This window comes from Pseudomonas sp. 9.3L (assembly GCF_058536285.1).
The window spans coordinates 414452-429276 of record NZ_JBZUBK010000001.1 but is presented as its reverse complement, the minus strand read 5'-3'; the positions used below and the strand labels follow the sequence as shown (position 1 = coordinate 429276).

Here is a 14825-nt window from a genome sequence, read left to right as displayed (position 1 = left end):
GGCTTAACGGTTGCGGATTTTTTCCACGATTGAAGTAGTGGAGCTGTTGGGTACTAGGCTCAGCACCTCTACCTCACCCCCGTAGCCACTGACGATGTCGGCCCCTACCACTTGGTCCACGCCGTAGTCCCCGCCTTTTACCAGCACGTCGGGCTTCAGATAACGCAGCAAGGCCTCTGGGGTGTCCTCAGTGAAGCTCACTACCCAGTCTACGGCGCCCAGGCCAGCGAGTACCGCCATACGGCGGTCAACGCTGTTGATCGGCCGGCCCGGCCCCTTGAGCCGGGACACGGATGCATCGTCATTGACCGCTACAATCAGCCTGTCGCCCCGGCTTCGAGCTTGTTCGAGGTAAGTCACGTGACCGGCATGAAGGATATCGAAACACCCATTGGTGAAAACGATTTTTTCTTGATGGGCACGGGCGTCGTCCACTGCCAACAGCAGTTGTTCGAGGGTCAGTACGCCACGCTCAGAGCCTTGCTCGCGGGAAATAGCCCGGCGCAACTCAGGTGCGCTGATCGCCGCCGTACCCAGTTTCCCCACCACGATGCCCGCCGCCAGGTTGGCCAGGGCCACAGCCTGAGGCAAGGCCTCCCCAGCCGCGATGGCAGCCGCCAGGGTGGAAATCACGGTATCACCCGCGCCGGTCACATCGAACACCTCACGCGCCCGTGCCGGCAGGTGCAGCGCCGGATGATCGGCACGTAGGAGGGTCATGCCATGCTCTCCACGGGTGACCAGCAGTGCGCCCAAGTCCAGTTCGCGCATCAGGGTAGCGCCCTTGGCTACAAGGTCAGCCTCGTCCAGGCAGCGCCCTACGATGGCTTCGAATTCGCTCAGGTTGGGGGTAATCAGGCTGGCACCACGGTACCGATTGAAATCTTTGCCCTTGGGGTCGGCCAGTACCGGAATGTTACGCTCACGAGCAGCGCCGATCAGGGCCTGATGATCTTGCAGCGCGCCTTTGCCGTAGTCCGACAGCACTAGCACTTTCACACCCGCCAGCATTGCCTCTACATCGCCCTTCATCTGCTGTGCGTCGGTGGCGAACGGCTCTTCGAAATCGATACGCAGCAATTGCTGGTGGCGGCTCATCACGCGCAATTTAACAATGGTTGGCTGATGCGCAATGCGCTGGAACCGCGCGTTTACCTTGGCAGCCTGAAGGCTGGCGCACAGGCTTTCGCCCGCCTCATCTTCGCCGATCACGCCTATGAGCGACGCCGGTGCGCCCAGAGCAGCGATGTTCAGCGCCACGTTGGCGGCACCGCCTGGACGGTCCTCTATCTGGTCTACCCGCACCACCGGCACCGGTGCTTCGGGCGAGATCCGCGATGTGCCGCCGTGCCAATAGCGGTCGAGCATCACATCACCGACCACCAGTACAGGTGCTTGATCGAAACGCGGCATCGACAACTTCATGGCCCAACCCATCTACCAATTAACAAAGGCGGCGATAGTAACACAGGCAGCAGAATGGGCTGGAAGCAGTACCCAATAGTGCCGGCAATGGACGCATAAGCCCAGGCATTGGCCCCAGGCGCCGCGTGCGTCTCAGGAGCGACGGCGCTCAAGCCACGTCATGAATTCGGCCTTGGGCTGGAAGAAGCGATTCTCACGCTTGCCCATTCCCGAGGTCGGCGAAAAGGACTCTTCTACCCTGCTGCCGTCAATCCGGATCCTCGATGCGCGGGTAGGCAGAACGCGAACGCGTGCCTTCGACTGCTGCAGCACAAACTTCAAGAGCCGCTCGGAGTGAAGCTTACGGCCGGTAGCTTCGCAAAACGCGAACACCTGCTCGATCCGCTTGCCATAGTGCCGATAGATGTCGCGCCCACAGATTGCGAAGCGATCGTTCAACCCACCCCACCACTGCCACTCCGGAATATAGACATGGCGCCCGTGCGCCTGGGTGAAGGGATAAGCCGGCAGGGGGTCATGATAGAGCAGGTCTGGCCTCGCGAAGACGACAAAATCTGGTTCCCACTGCTCCACCTGCTCCGTCACGGCCCTGAGGGAATTAAGCTGGTAAACCAGGTTACGTAGCGACGCATGCTGATCCTCCCAAGTGTCGCCAAGCGCTTTGATACGCTCGAAATCCCAACGCTCCAACACCCCTTCGTTGCTCGCCAACGTACCGGTCATCCCCTCAAATACGGCGTAATTGTCCTCAGCCAGGGCGCCGCTTTCTCCGGAACGCTCATTGTGGACATGAGCAACTTTGTACAAATGATAGAAGCATTTCACCTCGCAGCCTGCCGGCAGCGCGCCAATAATATTGGTGTTGATCGAAGGGAAGCATTGCTCCGAGTGCCGGGGAATTCCAAAAAACGCTACAGCGACTTTCAACACCGCTCTCCCTCAGGGTCGGCCACGGCCGGTAAATGATCAGCGAAAATCACGCGTGAGTGTTTTCCACCAACGTACCAGGGCGCTGTCAACGCGCTTGCGCAGCGGTACGGTTTGAATATCGGCCTCTGATAACCATTCGCGCTCGTATTGCCAGGCATGACCGCCCCATAGCTTGCCTGCACCGTTAGCAAAGCCCAACGCCAGTAGCTGATACCGATAACCCAGTTGCTGGCGCAAGGTGTCTAGCACAACCAGCGTATTGAAGCCCGTAGAGGGCCCCACGAAGCGTTTACCGTCAGCCCTGGCCATGGGGTAGTGCCACAGCGCCGGGAGCGGAATTCGCTCCCGTAATAGCATCACGCCAGGTACGGCGGACATAGGCGTCGCGCATCCCACGAGCAGGGTGAAGCATCGAGGTCGGCGCTGCTCCAGCGTACGCTGTAGCTCGGGGCGGTAAGGTAAGCCGAAAAAATAGCGATCCGGGGCATTGAAGCCGTGGACGAAGAGGTTTGCGGGGCCTTCAGGGATAAGCTCGTACTTGGTGCACGTGTTAAACGACACTACGAGGTCATCTTCGGTAAGGCTGAGCGCTTCAATATCGGCAGCGCTGATGGCCGGATTATTGGCAATCAGAATCACCCGGCGCGCCATGGCCAAGCAATCCGCAAGGGCTGGCGGCAAGGCTGCGATGATGTCCTGATCACCACCTGGCAGTGCTGTCAGGTCCATGGGCATGGGGTCAGCGCGGCGCTCGCTCACAACCCCGCCACCTTCATCCCATACCGCAACTTTACCCACGCCCGTAATAAGGCCGAAGGCGGCGTGCAGGGCCGTAGCGGTGCTTCGATCTCGCGGGCCAGGTCCTGCCCTACCTTGGAAAAAGCGTAGCGGCTTTCAGCGAACGCCTGGCCATTGCGGGCAATGCGCTGGGCCAGCGCAGGGTCGTCGCGCAACCGTTGCAACTTGGCGATAGCGTCTTCTTCGGAGCTGTAGAACACCACGTTGTGCATGTCCTCGAAGCCCAGCAAGCGGTCCTCTTCGCCCTGGCTCCAGGCTAACAGCACGCACCCGCAGGCCATGGCTTCGAAGTTCTTGATCATGAACTCCCCCATACCGATATCTGCGCTGACGAAGATTTCGATACGGTTGAGCATCTGCAGGTACTCGGCCCCTGAAGCGGTGCGCGTCACCAACATACCGGTGCGTGCCGCCAAGGCCGTAAGCAGCGCTTTACGCTGGGCATACTCCGTGCTTTTCAGGCTGCCCAGGAAACCTACCGGAATGTCCCGTGGCTGTTCGAGGTTGTGCAGCATGGCCTCGTCGTAACCCTTGGACACGAACACGGCGTCGATGCCTTCCTGCTGAAGCTTGCGGGCGATCACCGCCCCTGAGACCAAGGCACGGCACCAGGGCAACTGGCGGTACAAGCGCGAATACATGCCTTTGTATTTGCTGCCGTCCATGTAGTTTTGGTAAGCGTCGTGTTCGATGAAGACCAACCCCGGTATGCACTTGAGCACGCTTAATTGGCGCGCTATGCGCTTGACGCGGAAGAACAGTACGACACGGTCGAACGCCTGGTAATCGACAGAGGCCAGGAAGCTACCCAGGTTCATCTGCTGCTGTTTGTTAAGCCGATGAACCGTGCAGGCCTGGCAATGCTGCTGGAGGATCTGGTACAGGCGGTCCAGAATGACGCGCTGCTCATCCATTACCAAAAGCATGACTTTCATGTCGGTTCTTTACCTCACGGAAACGGGCCAGTGGTGGCCGTGCAAATGGCTGCGGAGTCTAGCACAGCAGGCCGGTGGGCCCAGGGCGTGCAGGTTATAACCGCTTCACCCAAAACAGCTCATGCCGCCGCACCGCCTTGCGGAAAAACTCGTCTTCTCCAGTGCGTGGCCAACGGCGCCCCGCAAGGCATCGCTGTATCCAGCGCCGTACCCTGCGTTTCCACGCGAGTGGCCCTTGCAGGTCATGTTGCAGCCCAAGCGCCATGGCTTTGTCTAGCTGAAGGGAGGCCGGTACCACAGGGCTCCATAGCGCATAGGCCGGGAGTGGTTCGATGGCAGGTGGCAACGCAATGCCATACCCCGCAGGCCCCATGGGCCAGCGGTCGTTGTCATGTAGATGGTTGGCATAGAACAGCGCATACGTGGGCTTCCAGGTACTGACGCGCAGGGCCTCGAACACCGCCTGGGTGCTTGCCATATGGTCGGCGTGAGGGTCCAGTTCCGGATGGGGCAGCACGATGATTTCAGGTTCAAAATGTGCCAGCAGCGCTGCGAGGTCCGCCACCAGATTAGCCCAGGTAGGCTGGCCATCCTGGTCTCCCGGTAGCAGCAACGGGTTATGGCTACGGGCCAAGCGTATGTCTGCCTCACCGGAGGCCATGGACCCGAACGCGGTCTCGGGCGCCGCCGCCATGGCGGGCAACCGAAGGCAGTAATAACCTAATTGAACACAGCGAGTTTGCGGCACCCCACCCCAGAGAGGCGCCGCCAGGCTGTCCCACGTACGCAGGCGCCCCTTGAGCTGTGCAGCCTGTTGCGCCGACAACCCCAAGGCCTCGTAGGCCTCGGCTTCGATCTCGCCTTGGGTCAGGGTGACCAGGCTGACGTCATCGCATCGCTGGTATTGAGCAAAGGCTGCCAGCTCCGCATCATCGGCATGGGGCGCCACGATCATCATGCGGTGGCGGGTGAAGTCCGGGTTGTTCATGACAAACAAACGGGCCTGTCGCCCCAGGCGACAATGCTGCCCAGCCACCTGCAGGTGGCCTGCGACCAGGGTGTCGCGCTGCCCTGACAGGTTGAGGTAACGCACACCGCGCACCCCGCGCTCGAAATCCTGACGGTCATCGCCAATGCGCACCCAAGGGTCGAACAGCCGGCCCATCAGGCTACTGCGCAGGCTGACCTCAAGCACCAGGGTGTCCCCTGTTGGCAAAGGCCCTTCCAGCGCCAGCGGCGTGCCCTCGGCAATGCTCAGGGCGATCGGGCTGACCTCCGGCGGAAAGGCATGACGGTAATCATCGGTAGGCCGGTAGAACAAGTGGTCGGCGAACCAGGCCTCGTGCGCTACCCAGGCCAACAGGATGAACGCCAGCGCTGCCCAGGGGCTGAGCAGTGCGCCAACGCCAAGGGTGACCACCACAAGCCCTACAAGGGCCAGGCGCTTACGCTTGCGGTGGGCCTTCAACAATAACTGCTTACGTTTAGCCATGGCTCAGGTCTCGAACACCGGTACGCTATGGCACCAGCGGTCTTTGTATTCGCGGTCGCCCCGCCCAAAGGAGTAGCGCAGTGTCTTTTCCAGGCTTCGGGCACGCTCCCACTCCTGCTGAGTGTTCAGGAAGCTCAGTACGCTGCCAGGGCTGAAGGCCCGGCTTTGCGGGTCTACGCCGCCGTTGACGTATTCCACCGACACCCAGCCTGGGCTCTCTACCCGGTACAGCACCTGTACGGCCACGGGCGCGCCTTCCAGGCAAATCACCGACCCCGTCATGAACTCGGCAAGCAGGCCAAACACCTCGGCCAATCGCTCGCCGCCTGGCGCAGGAAAGCCCCACCGCCGCTGGAACAGGTCTTTGTAAACAGTGGCCAGGGCATCTGCACTGAAGCTGGCCACAGAGCGAGCCTCACCTCCGGCGTCTTCAAGCAGGCGCAATTCGCGTCGCTGGTTGTAGCGAAACTTCTTGGAGTACTCCTCCGGTGCGCGTGCCATGGCCAGGGTCTCGGGCTGAGCGCGCAAGGTAGTGACGGTGCCTTGGTTCAGGGCAGAGAGGTAGCGGCCCTTCAACCGTACCGGCACCTTTGCTTCAGGCGCCACCGGCAGGATGACCTCGGCATTGCCCAAGTCGAAGACGCCCCGCTTGCGCTCCTTTTTCAGCGCCTCTTTACTTAGCGCCAGGTAACGGCCCCAGCATGGCACTGCCGCCACCCACTGGCCGTTCTGCCGATACCCCAGGTAGCGCGGCGCGATGCCCGCCACTGCCGACAGCCGGGCCACGAAGGCCGGGTGGGTTGCCACGCTGCCACCGAACGCAGCCCACACCTGGGCGTAGGCCTGCGCGTCGATTTCTTCCCAGTCGCGCTCCCGCCATGCACGCGACAGCCTTAGCACGGCTCGCCTTCCGCATCTGGGGTGGCGTCGCTTTTCTCGAACTGCCGGGCGTGGAGCCTGGCGTAATAGCCATTGAGCTCCAGCAATTGCGAATGCGTGCCACGCTCCACAATGCGGCCCTGGTCCATGACCAGGATCAGGTCAGCCTTTTCGATGGTGGACAAGCGGTGCGCGATCACCAGGGTGGTACGGTTTTTCATGACCTCGTCCAGCGCGGCCTGGATATGCCGCTCGGACTCCGTGTCCAGCGCAGAGGTGGCCTCATCGAGAATCAGCAAGGGTGCGTTTTTGAGCAAAGCGCGGGCAATGGCGAGCCGTTGGCGCTGGCCGCCAGACAGCAACACGCCATTTTCACCCACCAGGGTTTCGTAACCGTCTGGCATACGGTCGATAAATTCATCCGCATAGGCCGCAGCCGCCGCGCGCTTGATGTCTTCAAGCGGAGCACCGGCCAAGTCCCCATAGGCAATGTTGTTGGCGACGGTATCGTTGAACAGCGTGACCGCCTGGGTAACCAGCGCCGTGTGCCGGCGCAAGTTGCGCAGGCTGTAGTCCTGGATCTCAATGCCGTCGAGCAAGATCTGCCCTTCGCTGTGTTGATAGAAACGCGGCACCAGGCTGGCCAATGTAGATTTGCCACTGCCCGAGCGCCCTACCAGCGCCACCATTTGCCCTGCTTCGGCTACGAAACTGATGCCATCTAGCACGCGCCGGTCGCTGCCGGGGTACGTAAAGCCCAGGTCACGCACTTCGAGGCGCCCGCTGACCCGGTCTATTTCATAGCTGCCGTTGTCGACTTCGGGTGTTTCATCAAGCTGCTCGAAGATACTTTCAGCCCCTGCCACGCCCTTCTGGATCGTGGAGCTGACCTCCGATAACTGGCGGATAGGCTTGGGCAACAGCCCTGCCATGGTGATGTAGGCCACCAGGTCACCCGCAGACGAATCGCCGCGAAGGTACAACACCAGGAACATCACGATGGCCATGCCGGAATACGTCACCAACTGCAGCATGGGGGTATAGACCGCGCCGGTTTTGGTCATCTTCAGCTGGCGGTCGGTATTGCTCTGGGTTGCCTTTTGGAAGCGCGCCCGCTCGTAGGCCTCGCCGCCAAAGCTGCGCACGACTCGATAACCTTGAATGGTCTCGGACGTGACATGGGTAACGTCACCCATGGCAACCTGTACCTTCTTGCTTTGCTTGCGAAACTTCTTGCTGGTGCTGTTAACCATCACTGCAATCAACGGCAAGATCGCCAGCATCACCAGCGTGAGCTTCCAGTTCATCCACAGCAGCGACGCAAACAGAAAGACAACGGTCATGCCTTCCCGTATGACCACCTTGATGGCATCGGTGGCAGCGCCGGTTACCATGGTCACGTTGAATGTAATACGGGAAATCAGGTGCCCGGAGTTGTGGTTGTCGAAGTAACGGTTGGGCAATTCGAGCAGCTTGTTGAACAGCACGATCCGCAAATCCTGCACCAGCCCCAGGGAGACGCGTGCCAGAAAGAAGTTACCAATGTAGGAGCCCGCGCCCTGCCAGATCGCGATGATCACAATCATCAAGGGCACTGCCTGTAACAGCTGTAGATCGCCTAGCCAGGGGTTGCCAGGAAACAGCGCCGCCTCCGGGTTGGTTAGCCCATCCACGAAGTACTTGAGGATGTACGCCAGCATTGGCTGCGTAGAGGCAAAAATCAGGAAGCCCAGAATACTCAGCAAAAACAGACCTATATAGGGCCGCACGTACGTTAACAGGCGCAGGTAGATCTTGAGGGTGGACTGAGGCCCAGAGGTCGGATTACTCATGGTGTTCCGTGCAGAAAAAAGGGCCACTTTAGCACAGTCCACCCAGGCCATGAATGAAGCCAGCGGGCCAACCCGTGGCAACTCGGGTAAGATGTTCGACCCCTTTTCGAGGAGCATCGATGCAAGCGCTCAACCACTCAGCCTATCTGGCCCTGCGCGAAGGTGCGCGTGTGATCGAAGCCGACGGCTCCGGTGACAAGGTGCTGATACTGGCCGACGGCAGCATGCTGAAATTCTTCCGGCGCAAACGGTTAATCAGTTCCGCCCTGCTGTTTCCTTATGCCAAGCGCTTCGCCAGCAATGCCCGAGCCCTGCACCAGCGGCAGGTGCCCTGCCCTGACATCATCGCGGTGTACCGCATTGCGGCTATCGAGCGGGACGCGGTCCACTACCACCCGCTGGCCGGCCAGACCGTTCGCCAGCTGTTTGGCGACGAGACGCAGCCGGGGTTGCGCCACGAGCTAGGCCGCTTCGTTGCTCGCCTGCATGCCAAAGGGGTGTACTTTCGTTCCCTGCACCTAGGCAACGTGGTATTCACCCCGGAGCGTAACCTGGGGCTTATCGATATCGCTGACCTCAGCTGCCAACGCGGCCCGTTGCCGGTCAGCAAGCGGCTGCGCAACTTCCAGCACATGGTGCGGTACCAGAACGATCTGCAATGGCTAACAGGCGGCGATGGCGCACGGGCATTTCTAGAGGGGTACGGGCTGGAGTTGGGGGCAGCGGATGGCGCTCGTAAGCTGATGCCTCGCCTGGGTGCGTTGTTCAGCTAGCCCTTGTGGCTCAGCCTTTGAATAGCACGCGGGGTAATTTTCTGAAGTAGTCCCAGCGCAGCGCCTGAATCGGGCTGTACTTGAACGCCAGGCGGTAAAACCGCTTGGCTGAATGCCAGTCACCTGCCAGCACCGCTGCACGGAACAATGAAAGGTAGCGCTGGGCCTTGTACCGTGACTGCAATGGCTGGCACGCCGCCGGGAGCGACGCAAATACCTCATCGACGATGATCATCGCCGACACCTCTTCGTCTCGCAAATTACGCAGGCTATCGCAATGCTTGTGGATCTTGGCCGTCGGCTGAGGAACAGTTACCGTGCGCCCATTGACCAGCAAATAGGCAAATACCGGGATATCCTCACCTGCCCGGAGGTTCTCCAGGTATGGCCGCGCAAGTAGCAGGCTACGCCGGGCGACCATGCAGCTATGGGACATCACGATACGCTTTTGGAGCAAGTATTGCTGCGCCAAGGCCCGCTGCGAACCAGGGCACACGGGCGTTGCGAGCCTGAGCTTTTCGCGCATATCGGGGCCTACGGACAAATGCGCCCCCACGATCATCCCTGCATCCGGGGTGGCGCCTATGGCCTGTCTGAACACCTGTAACGCAGAAGGCGTAAGTTCATCGTCCGCATCCAGCGGCAGAATGAACTCGCCCCTCGCCGCGCGAATGCCTGCATTGCGCGCCGCGCCGGCCCCAGCGTTCGCCTGACGCATCACCTTGATTGCCGGCCATTGGTTAGCATACTGGGCGAGCAGCGCTGCAGTACCATCCCGCGAGCCATCGTCTACCACGATGACTTCGATATCATCCATCAACTGCGACGTGACAGAACCCAGCGCCCGAGGCAGGTAATGCGCGTAGTTGTACGTTGGTACAACCACGCTGATCAGGATGGCACTGGAACTCATTCAAGCCCCGCGGACTTCACCACCAGAATGTCTTCCATAATCAGGTACTGCAGGTCCGACCCGAAGAACATGTTCAGCGCATCGGTTGGCGAGCAGATCATCGGCTCGCCCCGGCGGTTAAGCGAGGTGTTGAGCGATACGCCGTTGCCCGTAAGGCCCTCCAGGGCCTTCATCATGTCGTAGTAGCGGGGGTTGTACTCACGCTTGAGCACCTGCGCCCGGGACGTGCCGTCCTCGTGCACCACTTCGGGTACGCGGGTTTTCCATTCCTCGGCCACTTCGAAAGTAAAGGTCATGAACGGGGCGGGGTGATCGACCTTGATCATCTGCGGCGCCACGGTATCGAGCATGGACGGGCAGAACGGGCGCCACCGCTCGCGGAACTTGATCTGGTGGTTGATACGGTCGGCCACCCCCGGCACGCTCGGGCAACCGATGATAGACCGGCCGCCCAAGGCGCGGGGGCCGAACTCCATGCGGCCCTGGAACCAGGCTACCGGGTTGCCTTCTACCATGATCTGGGCGATGCGCTGGGGCATGTCGCTGATCTGTTCCCAGGCAGGCTTGCTGGGGTGACGCGCGCAGGCGGCGATCACGTCTTCGTTGGAATACGAAGGCCCCAGGTACACGTGCTCCATTTTTTCTACCGGCACGCCACGGGCATGGGAAACGTAGGCCGCCGCGCCTACCGCTGTACCGGCATCCCCCGACGCGGGCTGTACGAACAGCTCTTTCACATCCGGGCGGGCGATGATTTTCTGGTTCAGCTTCACGTTCAGGGCGCAGCCGCCGGCGAACGCCAGCTTGCCCGTCTCCTTGAGCACATCACCCAGGTAATAATCGATCATTTGCAACGCAAGCTTTTCAAACAACGCCTGCATGCTGGCGGCATAGTGAATGTAGGGCTCGTCCGCGATATCGCCTTCGCGCTTGGGCCCTAGCCATTCGATCAGCTTGGGCGAGAAATAGAACCCTTTGCCCTTCTCTTTGTACCGGCGCAGGCCGATGACGTTGGCGTAGTCGGTGTTGATGACCAGCTCGCCGTTCTCGAAGCTGGCCAGGCGGGAGAAGTCATACTGGGTGGCATCGCCGTAAGGCGCCATGCCCATGACCTTGAACTCGCCATCGAGCATCTCGAAACCCAGGAACTCGGTAATCGCGCCGTACAGGCCGCCCAGGGAGTCCGGGTCGAAGAACTCCTTGAGCTTGTGGATCTTGCCGTTTTCGCCATAGCCGAAGAAGGTGGTGGCGTACTCGCCTTTCCCATCGATGCCCAGAATTGCGGTTTTTTCAGTAAAACCTGAGCAGTGATAAGCGCTGGAGGCGTGGGCCAGGTGGTGCTCGACAGGCTCGATCTTCACTTTTTTAGGATCGAAGCCGAGCTGCTCCAGGCACCAGACAATCTTGTTGCGGTAACGCTTGTAGCGACGGTTGCCCATGAGCAGCGCATCGAGTGCACGATCAGGGGCGTACCAATAGCGCTTGGCATAATGCCAACGTGCCTTGCCGAACAGGCTGATGGGCGCAAAGGGAATGGCGACCACATCGACATCAGCGGGCGTGATTCCCGCCTGCTCAAGACAGAACTTCGCCGACTCGTAGGGCATGCGGTTCTTGGCATGTTTATCCCGCACGAAGCGTTCTTCTTCGGCCGCCGCGACCAGCTTGCCGTCGATATATAACGCAGCGGAGGGATCGTGGCTGAGGGCGCCGGACAGCCCGAGAATCGTCAATGCCAAGGTCAGGGCCTCTGTGTACTCAATACGCGCCCAGGCGGGCGTCACTATTGGTGTTAATCGAAAACGCGCGAGTATAACCCAACCATCAGCGCCTCAATACCTATGCACGCCCACGCACCGATTAGAAGCTTCAGGCTGCGCTCTTTTCGAAGGAGCCGCCCATGACCGAAGTCGACCCGCTGTCCCGTCTCAACACCTTGGACGCCGCGCTCAAGGAGGGTTTGCGACACGTGCCCACGTTGCTGTCCACCATCGATCAGCGCTACCGCGACGCCCTGCTCAGCCCACTGGTAGAGGTGCCGCTGGACCAGCTGTATCTGAATCAGGCGCCCCTGACGCATTGGCTGTGTGCCCTGGCCCTTGGCGAGCCGTTGCCGGAAGGCCCTGTACAGCAGCTTACCGCTGAGGGTTTCACGCCAGTAAATGAAGACGACAACTACCAGGCACGGCGCTTTCTAAGGCAAAGCGGCACCGACCTGCTGCGCTTGCACCTGGACTGGCTCAGGCGGTTCTGGGCCTTCGCCACGGTGGGCGAGCAGCCTGCCCGGCAGTGGCTGAAGAACCTCTGCCGTGAACACCTTCGCGCCCAGTCACACTTGCGCTACGCCGACGGTACACTTCCCGAAACGGCGAAGTTACAGATAGAGCGCCTGACCGACAGTGGCCCCGCGGGCGCTGCGCTGCCGTGGCAGGGAGCCGTGACGCTTCACAGTGGCCAGGCCAAATGGGTGATACCAGGGGCTTTTGTATTCAGTGAGCAGGATCCTCGCCACGCGCCCACCCTCCCCGTGCTGCTCTGCACATTGACCCAAGGGCTAGAGCCCTTCGAGTCCCTCCCTGCCCTGTATCAGGAGCTTGCCGAGCGGCTGGAGGACGACCGTCAAGGCGCCGCGCTGCTGGCTGCATTGGACCCTGAACGGCAGGACGCCTCGCTGCGTTGCGACAAGCTCACCTTCGAGCCGCTGACCGGTTCGTTGTTCGACGCGCTCCAGGTAAGCCTGGAACGCCGCCAGTTGGCAGCCGTGACACAGGCCTGGGCGCAAGCGAAGGCGCAGTTCGAACTGCGCGACCTGGATGCCGCCAGTGACACCCTTGCCAGCGCGGCCGCCCTCGACACCCTCATTTCCAGCCAAGGGCCGCGCCTGACACGGTACGTGAGGCTGCTGGAACGGGACATGCCTACCTGGATGGTCGGGCTGTCACAGGCGCAACGGCTCGAACTGGTGATAGCGATGCGGGCGCTGGGGCTGGCCACGGCCAATGCCATCGCGCCCGGCATTCCCTCACCCAGGCAATTCGCCAACTCCCAGTGGCTGCGACAGTACGCACGGGAGGAGCTCACTCGGTTACTGCGGGATCAGGGTATTTCGATGTCGCCGGATAACATCATGGTCACCGTGACGTCTGCCACGCCCAGCGGGCCTATCCTTCACCCCTTGAACCCCAGTAGCTCAATCCCGGCGCGCGTACCCGATCACGCCACGCCAACGATCGAACTCACCACCGTCACCCGCACGCTGGTGCAACTGGCCATAGAAAACATTTCCCCCCTGGACCGCGATTACCTGCTGACGGCACAGGTACGCGACAGCAGTGGCCAGCCGATCCCAGGCCTCACCGCGGGAACAGTGCGAAGGCTAGTACGCCAAGCCAATGTGGGTGGAAGCTATGGGCGGTACCTGCTCAGGCGCTTACGCTATGGGCCAGAAGCGCAGTGGCGACGGGAGCGCCACGCCAAGCTGCTGCGCGCAAAACTGCAGGTGGAGGCACTCAAGGCCTGGCATCGCGGCCAGCTGGGCGAAGGGCGCGACGGCTGGGAATGGGTCAATCAGGTACTGACCTACCCTGGGCACGCCAATAGGCCTCAGGTCGGCGCCCAGCGCATCGGCGTCTGGCAACTGATCATTCGTAATACGCCTGTGGAAGGGGTGTACCTGTTTGGCCCCGTCGATGCGCGCGCTGCGCAACCTGTCTTGCTCTACACACCTGAAAGCCCGGCCAGACAGAGCTGGCGCTGGTTCGCCAATCGCCAGACATTGACCCGAGAATGGCTTAACCAGGCAACATTCAAAGACTACATTCTTCAGCGCGTGGCCCTGGCCGAGCGCGAGCCTATCGGCAAATTGCTAGGCAAACCGGCCCTGGCTGCCTATATAGAGGCACGGCTGATTACCCATGACTTCTTCGACAATACCTACCGCTCTGAAACGCGACTGGTCATGGCCAATGCCGATGCCATGAGCGCCTCGAATCGAGAGCTTGATCTACAGGCCATTGCCGAACTGGCAGTGACCCTCACCGAAATCGTTTGCATGGTGCTGCCTGGCCGGATCGCCGGCGTGTTATCCCTTACCCGTGCAATCTGGTCACTGCTACAGGCCTGGAATGCCATCGGCGAAGAACCGGCCAGCGTGGTGCTGCTCCATGCGTTCGACGGCTATGCCAACCTGTACGAGGCTGCGGTCTCACTCTCCACGAGCCCCTTGATCGGCACCCTGACGCGGAGGCTCCCCCTTGGCGCGCCGGTGCCCCTGCATACCCATTACGCGATCAAGCACGAGCGCACCTACCTACGGTATCGACTGGCTACTGAATATGCCGAAGGGGTGTATGAAGGCCAAAAGGACACAGGCAGCTCGGGGTATTTCATCACTGACCGCGATGGGCGCCAGTACGAGGTACTCAATGATGGCGAGCACTGGCGAGTAGTGGATGCCCGCATGCCTCAGGCTTTGGTGAAGCCCATCGTGCGGCGCAACCGAGACGGTGATTGGGAAACCGTGGATGAGCTTCACTGGCGCGGCGTAACGCCGGACATCCCTTTATTGCTTCAGCAAGTGCGCCTGACTGATCCACCGCAAGGGGTTACGCCTGGGATGCCGACCCGCATCAATGGCCAGCACTACCTGCGCCTTGGTGATGCTGTGCTGGCGGTCCGGCCTAGCCTGTTACCGGGGCGGTATACCGTGCTGATTCCAGCCAGCCAGCGCCCCGAGGGTACCCTGACGGTGCTCTTGCGTCGCACACCCTCTGAGGGCTGGCAAGCCAAAGCCCGAACGTCCTCCATGAGCAGCGAATGGTTTGACCTCTGAGCCAAGGCACCCATGCC

Annotated in this window: 11 protein-coding genes; 2 read left to right on the top strand and 9 right to left on the bottom strand. The window is 60.9% G+C overall.

Translation table 11 applies throughout. From position 1 onward, the window contains the following. Window positions 1–3 precede the first annotated feature (3 nt). The 7 genes from hldE to msbA all read right to left on the bottom strand — a co-directional run bounded on the left by hldE (window position 4) and on the right by msbA (window position 8291). Window positions 4–1425 (bottom strand): bifunctional D-glycero-beta-D-manno-heptose-7-phosphate kinase/D-glycero-beta-D-manno-heptose 1-phosphate adenylyltransferase HldE, encoded by a 1422-nt coding sequence (gene hldE, locus AC4LE2_RS01840; RefSeq protein ID WP_491823773.1) that lies wholly within the window; start codon window positions 1423–1425, stop codon window positions 4–6. Window positions 1426–1557: 132 nt separating this feature from the next. Beyond that, window positions 1558–2355, bottom strand: a complete 798-nt coding sequence (locus tag AC4LE2_RS01835) for a hypothetical protein (protein ID WP_491823771.1) — start codon at window positions 2353–2355, stop codon at window positions 1558–1560. Between the two features lie 36 nt (window positions 2356–2391). Next, entirely contained in the window at window positions 2392–3084 is a 693-nt protein-coding gene (locus tag AC4LE2_RS01830; RefSeq protein WP_491828026.1) for a hypothetical protein, read from the bottom strand. Window positions 3085–3110: 26 nt separating this feature from the next. Then, window positions 3111–4088, bottom strand: a complete 978-nt coding sequence (locus AC4LE2_RS01825) for a glycosyltransferase family protein (RefSeq protein ID WP_491823769.1) — start codon at window positions 4086–4088, stop codon at window positions 3111–3113. A gap of 94 nt (window positions 4089–4182) precedes the next feature. Further along, on the bottom strand, window positions 4183–5580 hold the full coding sequence (locus AC4LE2_RS01820; RefSeq protein WP_491823767.1) for a PIG-L family deacetylase: 1398 nt from the start codon (window positions 5578–5580) through the stop codon (window positions 4183–4185). A 3-nt stretch (window positions 5581–5583) separates the two neighbouring features. Beyond that, window positions 5584–6480, bottom strand: coding sequence for a GNAT family N-acetyltransferase (locus tag AC4LE2_RS01815; protein WP_491823765.1), 897 nt, complete (start codon window positions 6478–6480; stop codon window positions 5584–5586). Then, window positions 6474–8291 (bottom strand): lipid A export permease/ATP-binding protein MsbA, encoded by a 1818-nt coding sequence (gene msbA / locus AC4LE2_RS01810; protein WP_491823763.1) that lies wholly within the window; start codon window positions 8289–8291, stop codon window positions 6474–6476. Before msbA ends, AC4LE2_RS01815 begins: the two co-directional genes overlap by 7 nt. A gap of 119 nt (window positions 8292–8410) precedes the next feature. Here msbA and AC4LE2_RS01805 point away from each other — a divergent pair, with 119 nt between their 5' ends. Further along, on the top strand, window positions 8411–9064 hold the full coding sequence (locus AC4LE2_RS01805; RefSeq protein ID WP_491823761.1) for a BUD32 family EKC/KEOPS complex subunit: 654 nt from the start codon (window positions 8411–8413) through the stop codon (window positions 9062–9064). 10 nt (window positions 9065–9074) lie between these two features. Here AC4LE2_RS01805 and AC4LE2_RS01800 read toward each other — a convergent pair whose 3' ends face one another. Continuing rightward, entirely contained in the window at window positions 9075–9977 is a 903-nt protein-coding gene (locus AC4LE2_RS01800) for a glycosyltransferase family 2 protein (RefSeq protein ID WP_491823759.1), read from the bottom strand. Beyond that, window positions 9974–11716, bottom strand: a complete 1743-nt coding sequence (locus AC4LE2_RS01795; RefSeq protein ID WP_491823757.1) for a carbamoyltransferase family protein — start codon at window positions 11714–11716, stop codon at window positions 9974–9976. The genes AC4LE2_RS01800 and AC4LE2_RS01795 overlap by 4 nt, the downstream gene beginning before the upstream one ends. Window positions 11717–11877: 161 nt before the next feature. Here AC4LE2_RS01795 and AC4LE2_RS01790 point away from each other — a divergent pair, with 161 nt between their 5' ends. Beyond that, window positions 11878–14808 carry a hypothetical protein gene (locus AC4LE2_RS01790; RefSeq protein WP_491823755.1) on the top strand — a complete coding sequence of 977 codons (2931 nt, stop codon included), beginning with the start codon at window positions 11878–11880 and terminating at the stop codon, window positions 14806–14808. Window positions 14809–14825 lie beyond the last annotated feature (17 nt).

Coding starts and splice junctions, on each gene's coding strand:
- AC4LE2_RS01790 (WP_491823755.1), top strand. CDS start 11,878: ATGACCGAAGTCGACCCGCTGTCCCGTCTCAACACCTTGGACGCCGCG.
- AC4LE2_RS01830 (WP_491828026.1), bottom strand. CDS start 3,084: ATGGACCTGACAGCACTGCCAGGTGGTGATCAGGACATCATCGCAGCC.
- AC4LE2_RS01825 (WP_491823769.1), bottom strand. CDS start 4,088: ATGAAAGTCATGCTTTTGGTAATGGATGAGCAGCGCGTCATTCTGGAC.
- hldE (WP_491823773.1), bottom strand. CDS start 1,425: ATGAAGTTGTCGATGCCGCGTTTCGATCAAGCACCTGTACTGGTGGTC.
- msbA (WP_491823763.1), bottom strand. CDS start 8,291: ATGAGTAATCCGACCTCTGGGCCTCAGTCCACCCTCAAGATCTACCTG.
- AC4LE2_RS01800 (WP_491823759.1), bottom strand. CDS start 9,977: ATGAGTTCCAGTGCCATCCTGATCAGCGTGGTTGTACCAACGTACAAC.
- AC4LE2_RS01820 (WP_491823767.1), bottom strand. CDS start 5,580: ATGGCTAAACGTAAGCAGTTATTGTTGAAGGCCCACCGCAAGCGTAAG.
- AC4LE2_RS01805 (WP_491823761.1), top strand. CDS start 8,411: ATGCAAGCGCTCAACCACTCAGCCTATCTGGCCCTGCGCGAAGGTGCG.